Here is a 17,948-nt window from a genome sequence, read left to right as displayed (position 1 = left end):
CTGAAGTTGAGTTAAAAGAGGAAGATTAATTCGTTATCTGACTAACAGCGAGCGCCAAACCAAGCCCCTGATTAGTCATTGACTTATAATAGGTCTGAACAATATGGTTCACCTTTGTTTCCCAGTTCTGTTGTTGAGCAAACCGGAAAGCATTCAACCCCATACTGGTTCGTTTATCTTCATTATGGTACATCCACTCGATCGCCTTAGCTAGATCGGTGGCCACCATTTCCGGTTCAGTAACCGGTACACGTATACCCGTCGATGAACTAACAAGTTCGGCCTGTCCGTGCAAATCGAGGGTTACAACGGGTAATGAATAGGCCATTGCCTCCATCAATTGAGCTGGACCCGTATCACGTAGACTGGTAAACAGAAAGACATTAGCTTTTCGGTAATAGTCTTTCACCTGTTCGTAGCTTACGTTGCCAACCCAGGTGACTCGATCTGCCAAATTGTAGGCAGAGATGTATTCAGGTACGTATTTACCCATTTCGCCATCGCCTACAACAGTCAGATGAACAGGTAGTTGTGGGTTCACTTTACTCAAGCCATGTAGCGAAAGTTCAAGGGCTTTACGAGGCATTAATCGACCGACCCAAACGAGTTGTAATGTTTTCTGATAGGGGCGATAAATAGGCTCCGACGGAATAAATGACCGGCCAACTCCGCCAAATTCTTTCACAACGGCTTTTTCTCTACCCAATGCCTGAACACGCCTGCGTGTATCCTCATTCCAAACCAGCACATAGGTTGCCAAACGGACCGACTGATAGCACCCAGGATTGAAGCGGAGCATAAGATTACCCATCCAGGTTCGCATTTGCTCCTTCAGCCAATATTGTTTAAAATACCGACGCATTGTTTTGGGAGCTACCTGCCCCCCACCCACGGGTCCATAGATAAATGGAAGCTTTAATTTGTATAAAAAGCTTCCCATTTGAAGACTCGTATAACTTACATGATGTACTAAATCGAACTGGTGTGTTTTGGTAAGCTTCAGAGCAACCTGTAATGTAGACCACTGCCAGTAGAGATAATGAAAAAATAACCCGAGCATTCCCCAGGAGTATACCTTATCAATCCAGCGGGGTAACGTGACGTAAACGATTGTTAGGTTAGGATGTGGTATCTGTTCTAGTTTTCGCTCAATTTCGGCTTTTCCAACGTCGCGGGTCAGGCACCAGACCTGATAGCCCTGTTGGCTGACTATGGATGAATAATGCCATCCATTACCCTCTTCAGATCCTCGATCAGGAATGCAGGCATAAGCAGAGATTAATACTTTTTTCATAACGGGAGAGAGATAGTTTATCGATTGTATGGAGGATTAATTACATAAGCTTATAGTTCTTATAGTTATGGATAGTTTAAGATTGGATTGGTCAATAGCCTTATGCAAATTGGGTACTAATTCAGTTTATATATGGGTCTAATTAATTCCTTTTATGGCTATTGGGTCGGCAACATTAGCACCTAATAGAGGTGAATAGAGTTCATCAATGAATCGCCGAATTTTGGTTTCCCAGATCTGCGTTTGAGCAAAGGCATAACCTGACTGACCCATTCTTAAGCGCTCGTTCGGATGAGCGTACATCCATTCGATTGCCCGTGCCAGATCTGATACCACCTGATCTTCATTTGTTACAGGCACTCGTAAACCGGTTTCGTCACTCACTAATTCAGCCTGGCCGTGTAAGTTCAGCGTAACAATCGGTAGTGAGTAAGCCATAGCTTCCAACAATTGGTGTGGACATGAATCGCGCAGACTCGTAAAAAAGAAGACGTCTGAGTGTTCGTAGAAATCCTTCACTTCCTGATAGGATACATGTCCAGCCCAGTGTATCCGGTCTTTAACACCATAGCGTTCGATATATTGAGGCACCTGATCAACCATTTCCCCTTTACCTCCCACAATGGTTAGCATAACTGGTATGGCTGGATCAACTTGTCCTAGCGCCTGAATCGTTAACTCAAGTGCTTTACGTGGAAGTAGCCGACCCGTCCAGAGTAGCTTCAGGGTGTTACCAGGATAGCGCTCAATGGGTTTTTCGGGTAAAAACGACGGACTCAGTCCAGCGTCCCAAATCCGATCGATAGGCCGGTTAGGTCGTAGTTTCTGAGCTAGTTTATAGGTATCTTCATTGGTTACCACCAGCCGATTGGCAGTAGCCACTGATCTATAGAAGCCAGGATTGGTGTATTGCAAAAATGTACTGACCCAGTCGCGCATCCATTCTCGCGTCCAGTAAGCACCGAAGTATCGTTTGAACGCTTTAGGCGCGTGCTGGCCGCCACCTACGGGCCCGAATACAAACGGCTTTCGGAGCTTGTACATAAAACTACCCAGTTGAATACTGCCGTAGGTTACGTGATGAACCAGGTCGAAGTTGTAGACTTTATTCAATCGTCGGGCTACCTTCAGGGCGCTCCACTGCCAGTAGATATAGTGGAAATACATGCCTATCAGGTTAGAGTTGCAGAATTTGTCAACCCAATTGGGCACGATTACGTAATGAACTGTCAGATTCGGGTACTGCCCATTGGCCAGAATTTCCCCAATAGATGTTTTTCCATCTTTTTTGGTTAAACAATGTACCTCAAGACCATTCAAGCTTAGTGTAGTAGCATACGTCCAGCCTGTCCCCTCTTCGGAACCATGATTGGGCAGACAGGCATAAGCAGATAGTAATACTTTTTTCATGGCCTTACAATGGTTTCATGAGTTTAATCTTACGGAGCAAAAAACCAGCGCATATCCGGCCAACGTCGCAGCAGAAGTAAATGACTTTCGTTTTTGAATGGGCAATTGCAAAATTGTAGCGTACCCTCAGGTTGGTTGGCGATTTGATGGACGTAAACCCTTTAATAAACTCCTTCAATGTTATCTTGCGCTCCACCTGAATACCCGTTGCCTCGGTGTATTCGTACACCAGACTAGGCACATTGACAATCAGCTTATAACCTGCTTTGTGAGCCCGTACAGAGAATTCGATATCGGACATATAATGCATAAATCGTTTCGAATCATACAGGCCAATATGATCAAAAGTATCCAATGGGATCAGCGTGCCCCGGCCCGGTAGCGAGCCCGATTCTACATACGTTTTTCGGCTAACCAGCTCTTTATAACTGTAGTTGTAATCCTCTGCCAGATGCCGTCCCCCTGCCGTGTACAATTCAAATTCAGAACCGGCATATTCAAGCTTTTCGGGATTCTCACTATTCACACTAACCGACCCCACCAAACACGGCTTGTGTTCTCGATAGGCATCAATCATCGTTTGCAGATAATCGGGTTCAACACGCGTATCATCGTTGAGCGTCAGGATGAAATTGGCGTCCTGTTTATTCTGGTGTTGTTGAGCATAACGAATGCCCCAGTTCGTAGCTTCGGTCCACCACAGATTACCATCGCCACGGAGTACCACTACATCTGGAAACTCCTGATTGATCATGATATCAGTACCATCGGTCGATCCATCATCCACCACGATAATCTGAAAATTTCGGTAGGTCTGAACCGCCAGACAGGCCAGGCATTGGCGGGTATATTCCAGGCGGTTGTGAACGGGAATTATTATGCTAATCATATACTTAGTGGCTTTTTAGGTAAAACAGCCGGACGTGACGATAAGCCCGGTTGGGCATGCTGGGGTGGATTATAGGTGATAACAGGAACCTCTGGAGATTTGAATGCGTAATACATCCCAACGCCAACAAAACCCCAGAAAAAGACGGGCAACTGATAGGATACAGCATAGATCAATCCACTCACGATAAAGCCGAATAAAACAGTCTGTTCGGTAGTGAGAGTTGGATTCCGATGATATATCGTCAGGAGCGTACCAAATATGATCAGGAGGTTAATGCTTAGCCCAACAGCACCATAGTTGTACAGCATATCGATGTACTGCGAGTGGATAATGGTTCCTTTCGTTGGGAAGTCTTCATTTTCCATAATCTCGCCCTTATCGTAACCTTCATAGCGCCAGCCTAACATGGGTTTATCCGGAATAAGGCCCAGATAATATTCTGATTGCTCCAGCCGCCAGCTACCCGTATTATCTTCCTTCGGGTCGAGAATACCACCAATATTTTCCAGAAAGGCATCGACTTTGTTGCCCGGCAGCATGCCCATGACGGGAGCCAGTAAGAGTAGCAGAACTGTAAAGGTGGCCAATGTGCGTCCCATCGGCAACTCTCCTGTCGATAATTTCCCAACCAGTGAAAGCCCTATAACTACGGCAATCCCGACAATTGCGGCCGAAATAACTGAACGGTGTAATAAGAACACGATGAGACCAAATGTGAGAAGAACCTTAAATAGATCGACAATACGACGATCTTTCAGGTAGATCATTAGGTAATACAGGCAGGGAATAACCAGATATAACGCTTCGTTTGACGTTACAGTCCGGGTATCGGAGGTTAGATTGTAGCTAAAAATCTGCCCCAGAAATAACTGATTGATAACATAGAAAGCAAAAATCACATAGATCGCATACTCTAATTTTAATTCGCCAGCTCTTGTAGCGATTACGTAAGTCATTAATGCCAAGCCACAATAGGCAAAACGCTTAATAACAAAGTAAGAATAAACATATTGGCCGTATTCATATTTGGATTCGAGAACCAGACCAATAACCCCCAGAAATAAGAACCAGGCTACCCATTTATAAAGGGGTGGAAATTGGGGGTAAAAAATAACGAGCGATACAATGCCTACTAACGCAGTTCCACTAACGGCCTTATCGAAAATCGGGTTCAGCGCATTTCCTCCGTAAATGAGGGCACTCATCCCGAATAATAAGACAAAGAGTATGAATCGATACAACCAGATTATCATAAAGGGTAAGATGATTGAGTATAGTTAGGTACTGATTTACCAATTGTTTGCTGATAAAAGGCCAGTAGCTTTTTCAGGTTATCCTCGTGATTGAAAGCCAGAGAAGCATTAGCCCGTTGAGCCTTAGCTGTCTGTTGTCGTTGGTACGGATCAAAATAACGGGTAACTTCCGTTGCCATTTCGCTAACATTCTCGCCATGTAATATTCCAAAATTGGCAGGCACCATTTCAGGAATACCACCAACGGGCAAGGCCAGCACTGGTGTTCCAATAGCAAACGCTTCTACAATTGAATAAGGGCAGTTGTCGTTCAGAGCCGTATGCACATACAAATCGCTTTGGGCTACCAATCGCCAGGGCGAAGCTTGTCGGCCAAAGAATGTAACGCAGTCTGTCAACTCTAGTTTCTGGGCCAGTTGGCTATATTCCTCCCGCTTGGGCCCATCGCCAATAAGCCAGATCGCAAAATTAACGATGCCCCGATTCCGAAGTTCGTGTCCAATCTGAAGCAAAAGTTTCTGATTCTTCCGCTCATCTATATAGCCTACATTACTAATTATCAACCGTGTGTCTTTATCCAATGCAGGCTTGGCAAGTTTGGCAGGCCGATCCAGACGAACGGTGTTTCTGAGAATCTCTTTATTAATCTCTTTGGGTAAAAGATGTTTCGATTGTGTATACGCGTAGTTGGATACAAATACGTAGTTACTGATGTGCGAAAACAGGTAAGTATACCAACTCGTGAGTGTTTGGGTAAAACGTGGCTTAAGGGCAAACTGGTTAGCTAACTCACGAACTGGGTCGTCATTGAAATGACAGGTCAGCACCACAGGCACACGTTTGCCTAAGGCCAGAAAAGCCGCTATCCCTGATCGAGGATCTTGTGCATGAATAATATCGAAGTCCGACGTGCGCAGTTTACGAACGGCCAGATAAATACCTGTGAAGTAGGCAAATTCGTCATAAACAACATAAAAAGCCCCACCCAATGATCGCATGATATACTTTAAAACACCCAGGCATTTTTTCCAGACAGAGGGCGTATCAGAGGCATTGACAGTATGTACATTTACCCCTGCCTTTACCAGATCATTAGATAGCGTTCGACAATAAGTAATAACACCAGAAGGTGAAACAGGAGCCAGATAAGTAACAATCAGTACATTCATGACGGGTTGTTATTTATGCATAAATCGGTAAAGCCGAAGCGTAAAAATTGTCTCAGGTCGTTTGCGGAAATTATTCAGCAAACTGTCGAAAGAAGCCTCTGCAAACAGTAAGAAGTTGTACATCCTATTTTTCCGAAAGGCAGCCAATTGATTGAACGTAGCCCGAATTGACCAAAACAGAAACATGATAAAGCCGTATTTATTACCATGAGCATTTTGAAAAACACGGCGCTCATTACGAATCCGATAATAGTTTTTCCAGGCACCCGGCCAGGGAATCCCGTCCCGATCAACACTGGGTGGATGATAAAATATTGACTTCGGAATAGTTACTACTGGGAATCCCATTTTCTGAGCTCGAGACATGTACTCTACCTCATCGCCCCAGATAAACAGTTTTTTGTCGGGTACACCTATCGTCTTTATTACTTCTGAACTGATCAGGGTTCCGTTGAATAAGGCTGCAACACCGAAGAGCATATCGAAGGATGCCATATCGGCAGCATGCCGGAAAGCCTTATTAGGCAAATCGACGAAGAAAGCCAGTTCATCGTTAAGCTGACTACTAAGCGATACACTGTTTTTTATGCATGGACCTATATTAGGCGAACAAAGCAGATTATCGAGCGCATTCGGAGTGGCCAGACAGTCATCGTCCATGCACCATATGCCATCGTATTCATCGTGGTAAGCTTGGGCTATACCGGTAGCAAAACCACCAGCTCCACCCAGATTGGCCTGAGTCAGTACAGTTAAGTCCGATTGCTTTGCCAGCCACTCACTCGTTCCATCTGTACTTCCATTATTGACTACATAGATCGTGTCGAGCTGCCGGGTCTGCGTTTGCAGGCTCACCAGGCATTTCTTCAGATCATCGAGTCGATTATAAGTCACAACAACCGCGGCTATACGTTTCATAATTACTGTTTAAACAGGACTGCCAAACGGTTTCTGCTGAAAGCAATGGCATCCTGTAAATACGCGAGCTTAACTACCTGAATACCTTTATAACGCAGGTAGGCATAAAAAGAAAAGGTAACGAAAGCTTCTGTTGTGACCCAGGAAGCGGCCACTCCAGCAGGTCCAAATCGCTGGATCAGTAAAGCGTTAAGCGATAAACTAATGATTGAACCAATAGCCGAAATCCGAAAAAACGCTTTGTCCATACGCAGGCTAAGCATCGTATGAACACCGAATAAATTATTAAGCCCCAGTGTAATTGGCAAAAGCGATACAATACGTAGTACTACAACGGCATCGTCGAACTTGGCCCCGTAAAACAGGGAGATAAAAACGGGAGCAATAAGCCATAATCCTAACGAAATCAGCATCATCAGGACTATCACCGGAAAAAAGATAGTCCGAACAACTGTCAAACCTTTCTCTTCACTTTCGCCAAAGGCGCTGGCCACAATCGGAAAGAAAGCCTGGTTCAGTGCCAGCGAAACAAAGGCCTGCGCAATACCGACTATACGTGTTCCTGCCGAAAAAATACCAACGTTATAGGGCGTACTGAAGATACCCAGTAAAAACACATTCGACCCAGCATAAATTGTTGCGACCACAGACGTAAAGAATAGCGTGCTATCATTACGAAACCGTATCAACATATTAGTAAGGCCTGGCCAGGCAAACGTGATATTGAATCGTTTGACTGCTACAAAGAATGCAATAAAGCTAAGCGCTACCTGAGACAGACTCAGCGAAAGATTCTGGTAGATGTAATCGTTTGGTTGTCGGATAAAAATAAACACGGTTAACATGACCAGCACCTTGGTAATCATGTTGAACAGGGCTACCCGACCCAGATTTTCCATGGCCTGATAAAGCCATACCGGAAAAAATACGATACCAAGACAACCTATGTATGTACAAATGTGCAACCAGAGGTGTGCCCGAAAATCTGGAACAAAGTAGGAAATGAAACCGAAAATAATGGTCGACAGAACCCAAAGCAGTGCTTTACCAACTACCACTTCGCTAAAAACCCGATTCGTTACGTCCTGATTGGTTCGATTGGCAGCAATGGTCCGTACGGCTGCCATGTCGAAACCGTAGTTGATAAGCAGTGTAAAATAGGCAACAAACGCCTGCGAAAAATTAAGCAGACCCAGCCGTTCAGGCCCAATGATACGCACTACATAAGGAACCGTAAGCAGAGGCAGTAACATGTTAGCCACATGTATACTGAACAAAGAGGCTACATTGACGGCAAACCGCTTCAGAGTTGATTTTGACAAAACTGATGATTTGGGAGCTACTGCCTCTACATCGGCAGAAGCGACTAGCTCACCTGATGCATCGGCCAACTGGGCATCGGTTAAAACAATAGCTTCTTTTCTACTCAGCATAAGTCAATAATTCTGGATACGCTAGTTGGGAAAGTTCAGATCATTCATAAAACTGTCGTCTCCAACGTTACGAGAAATGAGTTCTTGGCGAGATGGCTTCTTTAATATTGAACAAGATAAATAAAGGTATAACTTTCAGGTAACGCTTGTATAAACGCTTAGGCTCCATCGAAAGTCGAAACAACCATTCCAGCGAGGCTTTTTGCATCCATCCTGGCGCTTGGCGTACACGATCTGTGTGAAAGTCAAAGGCTGCTCCAACGGTAACAATAAAGTTAACATTGGTCCATTTCGCCAGTCGCTGGGCAAAGTATTCCTGTTTGGGCGAGCTTATGCCAATCCAGACAATATTCGCGCCCGATTGATTGATTGTTTCAGCTAATGACCGGAATTCATCGTCAGACATGGGCCGGAACGGTGGGCAGTATGTACCCGCCACCTGAAGGTTCCCAAACTTCTTACCAACAGCCGCTTTCAGTTCATCAGCTATACCCTCCTTACCCCCACACAGGAAATGTTTGATGGATGTATTGGCACTGTTCTCAAAAACATACCGGAACAGGTCAGGACCATAACAACGAGTCATTTGCTTTGCCCCCTTTAGTTTTCCGATCCAGACACTGGGCATACCATCGGGCAGATTCCAGTAAAACGAATTCAGGACGGCTTTAAAAGCTGGCTCTCTAAAGGCGGTTACTAAGCCGTGGGCATCGGTGGCACTAACACACCTGTTTTGCCGGGATTCCGTTAACTGACATTGCTGGATTATCTCCTGAACAGCCGAGTCTAATCCGGCATCGTATAGATTAATTTGTAAAACGCGTGCCATTTATTAGAGAAATATTGGTTAAAATCTGACTACCAGGCATTTTTATTTCCTAAGATGGCTGATTTAATTGTCCACCAACAAATTTTCGCATCCAGGCGAGACGACTGGCGACGGATGTACAAATGATCGTAGCGTACGCGTTGTTTCATTTTATACAACTCGTCGGTTTCACCTCGTGCTCCTCTTGCCTGGGCTAAGCCGGTAATACCGGGACGGACAGCGTAACGTTCTTTGTAACCAGGTAGTGTATGCCAATGCTCAGCATCTAGCGGTAATGGATGCGGACGAGGCCCGACAATACTCATATGTCCCATCAGTACATTCAGAAACTGCGGCATTTCATCGAGATTCGTTCGTCGCAGAAACTTTCCAAGGCGAGTTACCCGCTGGTCATTGCGCGTTGCCTGACGAAATTGAGCATTACGATCATACGTCATTGTTCGAAATTTCAGACATGGAAATACGCGACCATTCCGACCCGTTCGCAACTGAATAAATAAGGGTGGCCCTGGTGAAGTTAATTTTATCGCTAGAATTAGTAGAGGAATAAGCCACATAAGAACCACTACCGTTACCAGACTGGCAACGGCGAGGTCAAAGGTCCTCTTTTTGATGCCAGCCAGTAGCCACTGTCTGTTTCGTGGCTTTGACTGTACATCGTAGGCGAGATATAATTGAAAAGTTTTTCCGTTGGTAGATGCTTGCATACGAATATCAATTTTTGCATGCGATGAAGTTGGATAAGTACGGCTAGTTCGCCGAAAAAAGGGGCCCAAATAAAATTGGGTTACCGGTATGAGTAACTATTCTTAAGCCGGTCGCTGTAGTGGTAAGCTTCACTACCACCTACGCCATTCAGAATAATACTGAGGTTCTGAAAGCGCTGTTCACGATAAAGTGTGTCAAGTACTTTAAGACTGTGTTTTGGCGTTACTCCATGACGAATAACAAACAGGGTCGAATCGACGTAAGGGGCTACAACCTGGGCATCTGTAACAATACCAATTGGGGGTGCATCAAGCAGGATATACCGGAATTGATCCCGCAAGGATTCGATCAGCTCTTTCATCGTAACGTCATGCAATAATTCTGAAGGATCAGAAGGCAGCGGACCGCTAGGAATGATAAAGTAATTGGGATGGCCTGGCACAGGTTTAATGATATCGGCCAATTCAGCCTCACCACTCAGGTAAGAACTTAGCCCTACTGTGTTATCTATATCAAAGAGTTGGTGCAAGCGAGGCATACGCATGTCCATTTCCAGAATAACTGTTGGCTGGCGCATTAAGGCTAGACTCGCCCCTAAATTTAAGGACACGAACGATTTGCCTTCACCACTCATACTAGAGGTAAAAAGCATTACTTGTTTGGGGCCACCTTCACCCGTCCAGGTTTGGAGGTTGGTTCGGATTGACCGGATCTGTTCAGCAATAACCGAACGTTGATTAGGCGCAACAATAAGCGTTTCGCGTTGCCGTTTATTCATCACCTCGCCCAGAATAGGCACCTGCGTGACATGCTCAACGTCAACCCGACGCGTTACCCGTGTGTTCAACGCATTTCGCCCTGCAATGACTCCCGTTGGTAGTAAGAAGCCAATCAAACCAAAGAGAGCATACATCACAACACCTACGGGTTTCACTGGATCTATAGTGCTTTTAGCGACATCAATGATCCGACTGTCGGCAACAGAAGCCGCAAATGTAACTGCCATCTCTTCGCGTTTTTGAAGCAGATAGGTATACAGATTGTTTTTGATCGCCTGTTGCCGCGTGATATTCATCAAAGCACGTTCCTGCTTCGGAATGGTACGGATGCTACTTTCCAGTTTTTCGTTTTTGGCGGTATACTGATCTTTCGACGTATTCAGTATCGCCTTCATCGACTTTATGTTCTGGTTGATGTTATTCTTAGTCGCTTTTATCTGATTATCAATCGTTTGCAACATCGGATTCTCGTCCGAAGTTGTTTGCGCCAATCCGTCCCGCTTTAGTTCAAGTTCCGACAGTTTATTGATCTCACCCAATAAAATCGGATCGTTCAGGCCAACAATTGCTGGTGTACTTCCTCGTTTATCGGATTGTGTCGTAATAAAATCCTGTAACTCATTTAACGCAGCCAGTTGAACCGTTACCTGATTAAGCTGTGTGTCGTTTTGCTGACTTGTCTGTAAAAACGATTGTGCCTGAGCTCCCAAATCCGTAATAGCCATTGTGGATTTATACTGCTCCACCTCTTTCTCTACGGCCGACAACTCACCGGACACCATACGCAGCCGATTCTCAACAAAGTTGAGTGTATTGGCTGCTACCCGGTTTTTATCGGTAATAGATGCCTGGTTGTAGGCATTAATTAAGTTGTTCAGAATGGCTTCTCCTTTTTGAGGAACCGCATCTTCAATCGTTAGCCGAACAACGGTTGAGGTTTTGCTGCTCGGCTCTACTTTCAGCTTGCTGGCATACATACTTACAGCTGCAGCCGGGGGCATAGCCTGAACAATAATAGATTCAGTTTTTGGATTGACAGCTTGTCGTGTTACGATCCGTAAACGCCCATAGGGAGTCTGGATGCCTTGGTTAAGTGGATACGTTTCTGCCTTTTCTCCATTGCTGATACGAACCGATTGATTTGTTGGGAAAGACAAAAGCAGTGGTTTTTTATACAAGATTGGGTTGGGTGCTTCAACCAGCATCAAGACTGGCGAATCTGTATAAATTTCGCGCTTCCCGAACGAAGTCTCATGAAAGTAGCGGGTATCTAAATGAAGGGTATTCACTACATGCTCCATTAAAGTGGATGATTGCAGTACTTCCAGTTCATTTTCCACCACTTTTTTAGGCGTATAAACTTCCAGTTCTTTTAGTGGATTTGTTTGCCCATTTCCTCTTTTTTCATCCTGAAGCAACAAGCTGGCTTGAGTTCGATAAATGGGTTGCTTGTAAAGTAAATAAGCATAAGCTCCGGCGAAGGCAATGCTCAGGGATAGAACATACCAGGGCCAATGACGGAGCAACGGTAGAATATACGTCCGAAAGGCTGAGTTGTCGGCGGAGACAACCTGATAAGGAACATACGAATGCGTGGAGTTGTCATTCATAATCATGAAGTTAACGTTGGTAAGAAAGTAATTTTATAGTTATCGCCGAGTGGCGATAATGGCAATTAATGACAGTATTCCAGTCACTATAGGCGTTAGGATGTAGACTCTGTCTACGCTTGTTACTCGAACTTTACCAGGCTCTACGTACACTACATCGTTTGAGTGAAGTGTATAATATGGCGATTTAAACGCATCACGTCGAGTCAGATCCAGCCGGGCGAAAATACGCTTCCCCCCTTCTTCCCGAACAATCAGCACGTTGTCTCGACGACCGTAAATGGTCAAATCGCCAGCCAGGCCTAGGGCTTCTGGCAGTGTTACCTGTTCATTTGGAATTGTAAATAGCGATGGTCGGGTTACTTCACCCAGCACCGATATTCTAAAATTCAGGTTCCGCACTGTAACGGTCGGCTCCTTTAAATAGGCTTTAAGTTTACTGCTTATTAGTTGGCCTGCCTTTGCGTTTGTTAAATCAACTACCGTTACTTGACCAATTAATGGTAGTTTAATAGCTCCATCGGTATCCACTAAATAGCCAGCTGTTCGAGCGAGTGGGTTAACTGGCGTTACTGACGGCGTTGTTTCTGCTACTGATGATGGATTGAAGTAGGTTGACGCTTCTGCGTTTAAACTGCTTACCTGAACCGATAATACATCTCCTTTCCTAATGGTTGGGACAAATGGCTCTGGTATTACTACCGTGTCATCACTACTCGTGGCTCCTTGAAAGTAAATCAGCTTTCGGGCCGATGTGCATCCTGCCAGTGAGGCTAACCAAAGAGCAATGACAACATAACCACATAAAATAATTCCCCTCCTTTTTACTTCATCCGTTAATAATTTGTGCATTAAGGTAATTATTGATAAGTACGTTGAGTATTTTACAGTGTAGAAACAGAAGCTTTTAACAGACGGCAACCTTATGAGTTATATACGTCACTCGCTCGATGTTATCTACTATAAATTTATAGCAGGTGTTTTTAAGAAAGACATATAATAGACCTGCCTAAATAAAACATGGGTAAACTTATAGATGTTTTTAATTTTCAAAATTATTTTAACATTAACCAATTATTTACTTATCATTATTAATAGTAACAAATTGATTGGATTAATTCAATAGATAAATTTAATATTATCACCTTTGCCTGATTAGAAATTAATTGCTCGGATAGGGCCTAAAATGATTCTATAGCCCAGTCTATCACAAGCCTGGAAGACTAAATAGGTAAAGGCAATAACGATTATAATACCTATTTTTACATTTAGTGGACTTAATATCACTACCCTATATCAAGTACATTAAGGGATTGGATTACCTGCTTCATCGTAATTCATAGAGGCCTGACAACTACCACCTAAAACAGCATCATACGGTTTACCACCCATACCCTGAATCAATCTATTTTTTGTCAGCACGTTATTTATGGCTTTACTACCATAAGCCATAAACGTAGCCTGATTTCCAGAGCTGGCCTTATTAGAAATGGTGTTTTCTGAGAACGTATTATTAGGGGTGTCATCGCAGATAATTGCCTTGTTCGACGAACTTTCAATGCTGTTCCCAGTGAAGGTGCCGCCTGAAGTTGAATGCAGGAGTTCCAACATTCCCGTCATTCGGAAATTGTTTTTGCTAAACTGCATCGCTCCACCATTATGAAACTGTACCCCTCCCTGACATAGACCTATTGTTGAATTGCCTGTAACAACCATACCTCCAACGATAGAACCATTTCCGCCCCCATCATTCGAGCCTTCAAGGAACTTATCAAAGACGCCCTCAAACCGGTTATTCGTAATCGTCACATTCTGAGCAGCTCCAGCAATCTCAATACCATATAAACTGCAGTTCTTTATGTCGTTATTATCAATTGTAAGCTGAGCTAAAGGCCCCGATAAAGACAGACCAAAGTGGCAGTTGTAAAATGTATTTCCGCTAACGGTTATGTTTTTACCCGCGTAGATATTGTAGTTATCATGATTAAAAATCTCACAAGCCATACGTTTCGCCTGTATTGTATTATTCTTCACGACAATATTTGTTGCAGTTTTTCCAGCCTGAATTTTTAGCGTCAGCCAGTTTGTGCTGTCTTTGGCGGTTCCATCGACGCTGGTACAATTCTGAATGGTCAGATCCGAAACAGTAGGGCCATCAATATAAATTGGCCCATTTAAACTACTTTGTGTGGAGGTTAGATTCCAGGATAGTCCATCTACCAGGATATTCTTTAACTGAATCGAAGGGTCGACGGGACTTGAAAGCGAAACGTATACTTTAGGCAACGTAATAAGTACTTTGCCAGCATTGGCTCGAATGGTCAAATTACTGGCCAAATGCACTGTGGTAAGCTGCGTGTATTTCCCGTCGGGAATAAAAATGTTTCCGGTAGCTTTTATGGCCGTCTCCAAGGCAGGGCCAATATCAGCGTCCGATTGCTTGACACCAAACCAGAGTAGATTAGCAGAGCCCTGGAAATCTCGCCTGTATCGGTAGCCATTTTTGGTAACCAGAATTATACCAGTATTATCGACGCTGCTTTGATCGGCGACATCCAGCTTGAAGATCCCTTCGCTACCCGCATCTGTAATCTCAACACTTGTAGGGACAGGCGTCGAGTTGATGGCCCTTACCTGAGTAATGCTAAGCGTGTCCTGCCGTTGTACAACTAGGTCTGGTGCAGGATCTGATGTCTTACAACAAACTAGTCCGGCAAGCATAAGGACAAACGCACTTAGCTGGAGCCTGATTAATTGCTTCATAATAATGAATAATAAAGTAAGTGAGGTATCGGCCCGTTTGAAAAAACGAGTTAGGTGATCATTGGCAAGAAGAGAAAGAAAACGTCAGCGCATTCCAGCCAGGGTCTTTAATCGATTATAAATTCTGACCGGAACACTGTAATGACGAAGTGTTTGCCGATGGTAATAATCGGTGGGCTGGTTTAATTCTGGCAAGTCGAATGTTCGTTGTGTACCCTCGTCCAGTTGGGTTTTGTAGCGATTAAAAATATCAGTATGTGTAGCGTCTTTGCCAAATCCGATGTTTTGTACTTTCGATTTGGTTGGATAGATAGACAAGCCATTTCCTTTAAATCGATTGTAACAGAAACGGATATCCCACGCATCGGACCGCCCTTCCATTTGATCTCGTAACATACCAACGAGGTCTGAGCCTCCCTGCATAAATGCTTTTTGCTGTTGGCGGTCACGCGCAAACTCCGGATAATCTTTCATATCCCAATCAATCGATTGCCAGCGGTCAGCCCAGGTTGCCCATCCCCAAGGGCTATGACGGGGAACTGTGTAGGTATCAGAAGTATATTGGGCGGGTTGTGAAAATGGCAACGTGTAACCCGCAACCGAATAAATACGTTTATTATCTGCATACTTCACCAGACACTGATTCATGAAATCCAGGAAGTTTGGTGCAGTAATCAGATCATCTTCTACAATGATAGCAGTTGGATGCTTGGACAATACTTGAGACACACCTCTAATTATTGAATCAGCACAGCCAATATTATTTTTTGCATAATCTCGATGAATTGTACGAAAACCAGATACCGCATCTAGTAGCTTATGAACCTCATTAACTTTAGCGACATCATCTGGCCGTTTGGGCGCATCTACAAAGATGTATAAGTCGCTTTGTGAAGCCAGATGGTTGGCCTGTAAAGCCCGAAGCGTTTCCCGTAATTCAACAGGGCGCTTGTACGCAAATAAGAGCACGGGTGCATACATAATTGAAACAGCGTTGAGTAGTTAAAAGAGTCATAGACCTGCATGTCAAACGACGTCTATAATCAGGTAATAGTTTACTATTTGCCAAGGGCACTTTACTTTCTATAGCATACAGTGTGTTCAGGATAATCTAAACAATCATAGCACAGGTAAGCTTAGCCAACATAGTACGCTTATCATCTAAGGATGATTTCTCTATAAAATTAGAAGGGTAAGCGTCTGAAGAAAAGAAAAAGCAGAATACTGTTTTATAATTACACTAAACTAAAAATGATTATTAGTTGTTTAAATTTCATTATATTATACTAATTATTTACCAAATTGTATAATATGACAACAAATTTAGTGGATTTATATATTTTAAAATATAAAATTTTCAATTAGTACCAGTTTAGAAATTAATTATTTTAGGCGCAAAAAAGAGGAAGTATCTTTGTAAAGATTGACTCTTTTAGGTTACCGAATAACAACTTTCGTTAATCATACTCTAGAGCTCTTCCAAAATAGATTTTTTTGATACTACTAGATTCTTTTGATACTATATACCTGATTATCAGAATCGATAGAATCTACAGAACTATAGAATCTAAATTGGAAAAGCACTAGTAAGGTAGGTAATCAAAAAAGTCAACCTATATAACCAAAACATAATCATTTGAGCAATGAGCAAGCTAGTTTTTTAGCTATCGTTGTTCAGTTGCAAGTGTTTATTTACCTGCAAAAGTCTGGTTTCAGTCAGTTCAAGTCGTGTACGGGAAACGGGTATGACCCTATCATCAGTCATCCGGACCCATCCGGACCGGCCGCGCTTCTGACCGAATTCCTGTACAAACATTGGATTGATAACAGCTGATCGATGAATACGAATAAAATCTATATTCTGCTCGAACCAATGCAGCGACTGGGTAACAATAACACTTTTGCCATCTTGATAATGTACCCGAGTATAATTTGCTTCTCCTTCTAACCAGACAATTGAATTGATGGCCACTGGTTGAGGATGACCTACCAATTGGATAGTATTCATATTTGTCTTATTTGGTGTTCTTTACATATACGATGGTAAGTAAAATTTGGTTTTGCCAATACATAGTTAGTAAACATTACATAAATCAGCCATTGACTAAACATTTAGACTTAGAAAGACTTACTATAGTTACTATTGGAGAACCCAAGTCACTAATAGCTGCGTGAAACTCTGGTATAAGCCATTTATTTACTGGGAAATTAACATCGAGTAGATCGAAACATATTTTCTGATTGAATTAAGAGCAAGCAGATTCGTCCCGTTTAAGTACTCAAGATAATATGGCGTCAATCTCTGGTCCACTCTATACATTGTACTAATGCAGTAAGAGTTGACTAAAGTCTACATGACCTAAGAGTCTTTATATACACTATAAACTTAATTTTATACTTATATACCCACAATTGTACATAAATGAGTAAACATTCAACTCCTCGGCGCCGAAAGGAAACACCAGTTCCAATTCTGGTTGTTGAAAATAATGCAGAGCAGTGGCTTATTATTCGAGCCGTTTTAGCCCAAACTTTTCCTGAAGTAACGCCGATATGGATGAACAATACAGCACAAACAATCGCCTACCTGCAGACCCATGCAGATGATCCTGTTAAACTGCCCAGACTGATTTTAGCCGAATTATACCTACCCAGACGAGAAGATGGAGTAGCTATCCTGGAATTCATTAAAAACTCCGCCTTCTATCGAAAACCGCCTATTATAACTCTTAGTTTTTCTCAGACGACCGAAGATATAGCGCTAGTATATTCTTTTAGCGTTGCCTCCTATATTGTTAAACCCAGCACCTATCATGAATGGTTAAATTGTCTTTACAATTTCCGACGTTACTGGTGGGAAGTTGTTACCCTTCCTTTACGCACTCAATAG

At 43.3% G+C, this 17,948-nt stretch carries 15 protein-coding genes; 1 reads left to right on the top strand and 14 read right to left on the bottom strand.

All coding sequences use genetic code 11. The features are described from left to right. Positions 1 to 25: 25 nt before the first annotated feature. The 14 genes from H3H32_RS03400 to H3H32_RS03335 all read right to left on the bottom strand — a co-directional run bounded on the left by H3H32_RS03400 (position 26) and on the right by H3H32_RS03335 (position 17,066). Positions 26 to 1,294, bottom strand: a complete 1,269-nt coding sequence (locus tag H3H32_RS03400; protein ID WP_182461272.1) for a glycosyltransferase family 4 protein — start codon at positions 1,292 to 1,294, stop codon at positions 26 to 28. A gap of 138 nt (positions 1,295 to 1,432) precedes the next feature. Next, positions 1,433 to 2,704, bottom strand: a complete 1,272-nt coding sequence (locus H3H32_RS03395) for a glycosyltransferase family 4 protein (protein ID WP_182461271.1) — start codon at positions 2,702 to 2,704, stop codon at positions 1,433 to 1,435. Between the two features lie 4 nt (positions 2,705 to 2,708). Then, on the bottom strand, positions 2,709 to 3,593 hold the full coding sequence (locus H3H32_RS03390) for a glycosyltransferase family 2 protein (RefSeq protein WP_182461270.1): 885 nt from the start codon (positions 3,591 to 3,593) through the stop codon (positions 2,709 to 2,711). Continuing rightward, positions 3,590 to 4,849 (bottom strand): O-antigen ligase family protein, encoded by a 1,260-nt coding sequence (locus tag H3H32_RS03385; protein WP_182461269.1) that lies wholly within the window; start codon positions 4,847 to 4,849, stop codon positions 3,590 to 3,592. Before H3H32_RS03385 ends, H3H32_RS03390 begins: the two co-directional genes overlap by 4 nt. After that, positions 4,846 to 6,018 (bottom strand): glycosyltransferase family 4 protein, encoded by a 1,173-nt coding sequence (locus tag H3H32_RS03380; protein ID WP_182461268.1) that lies wholly within the window; start codon positions 6,016 to 6,018, stop codon positions 4,846 to 4,848. The genes H3H32_RS03385 and H3H32_RS03380 overlap by 4 nt, the downstream gene beginning before the upstream one ends. Before the next feature lie 9 nt (positions 6,019 to 6,027). Further along, complete coding sequence (locus tag H3H32_RS03375; protein WP_182461267.1) at positions 6,028 to 6,936, bottom strand: glycosyltransferase family 2 protein; 909 nt, start codon at positions 6,934 to 6,936, stop codon at positions 6,028 to 6,030. A gap of 2 nt (positions 6,937 to 6,938) precedes the next feature. Further along, positions 6,939 to 8,369 (bottom strand): flippase, encoded by a 1,431-nt coding sequence (locus tag H3H32_RS03370; protein ID WP_182461266.1) that lies wholly within the window; start codon positions 8,367 to 8,369, stop codon positions 6,939 to 6,941. Between the two features lie 67 nt (positions 8,370 to 8,436). Then, positions 8,437 to 9,198, bottom strand: coding sequence for a WecB/TagA/CpsF family glycosyltransferase (locus H3H32_RS03365; RefSeq protein ID WP_182461265.1), 762 nt, complete (start codon positions 9,196 to 9,198; stop codon positions 8,437 to 8,439). A 29-nt stretch (positions 9,199 to 9,227) separates the two neighbouring features. Continuing rightward, complete coding sequence (locus H3H32_RS03360; RefSeq protein WP_182461264.1) at positions 9,228 to 9,905, bottom strand: sugar transferase; 678 nt, start codon at positions 9,903 to 9,905, stop codon at positions 9,228 to 9,230. A gap of 80 nt (positions 9,906 to 9,985) precedes the next feature. Then, positions 9,986 to 12,295 carry a GumC family protein gene (locus tag H3H32_RS03355; protein ID WP_182461263.1) on the bottom strand — a complete coding sequence of 770 codons (2,310 nt, stop codon included), beginning with the start codon at positions 12,293 to 12,295 and terminating at the stop codon, positions 9,986 to 9,988. 39 nt (positions 12,296 to 12,334) lie between these two features. Then, positions 12,335 to 13,147: a polysaccharide biosynthesis/export family protein gene (locus H3H32_RS03350; RefSeq protein WP_182461262.1), complete on the bottom strand. Its 813-nt coding sequence runs from the start codon at positions 13,145 to 13,147 to the stop codon at positions 12,335 to 12,337. A 453-nt stretch (positions 13,148 to 13,600) separates the two neighbouring features. Beyond that, the gene (locus tag H3H32_RS03345; RefSeq protein WP_182461261.1) at positions 13,601 to 15,058 is read right to left on the bottom strand and encodes a right-handed parallel beta-helix repeat-containing protein; all 1,458 of its coding nucleotides are present in this window, start codon (positions 15,056 to 15,058) and stop codon (positions 13,601 to 13,603) included. A gap of 84 nt (positions 15,059 to 15,142) precedes the next feature. Continuing rightward, complete coding sequence (locus H3H32_RS03340) at positions 15,143 to 16,039, bottom strand: glycosyltransferase family protein (protein WP_182461260.1); 897 nt, start codon at positions 16,037 to 16,039, stop codon at positions 15,143 to 15,145. A 679-nt stretch (positions 16,040 to 16,718) separates the two neighbouring features. Then, on the bottom strand, positions 16,719 to 17,066 hold the full coding sequence (locus tag H3H32_RS03335) for a LytR/AlgR family response regulator transcription factor (protein WP_182461259.1): 348 nt from the start codon (positions 17,064 to 17,066) through the stop codon (positions 16,719 to 16,721). A gap of 414 nt (positions 17,067 to 17,480) precedes the next feature. Between H3H32_RS03335 and H3H32_RS03330 the strand changes: the two genes are divergently transcribed. Continuing rightward, complete coding sequence (locus H3H32_RS03330) at positions 17,481 to 17,948, top strand: response regulator (RefSeq protein WP_182461258.1); 468 nt, start codon at positions 17,481 to 17,483, stop codon at positions 17,946 to 17,948.

Source organism: Spirosoma foliorum, from assembly GCF_014117325.1.
Lineage (GTDB): Bacteria > Bacteroidota > Bacteroidia > Cytophagales > Spirosomataceae > Spirosoma > Spirosoma foliorum.
This window is presented reverse-complemented; position numbering and strand designations above follow the sequence as displayed.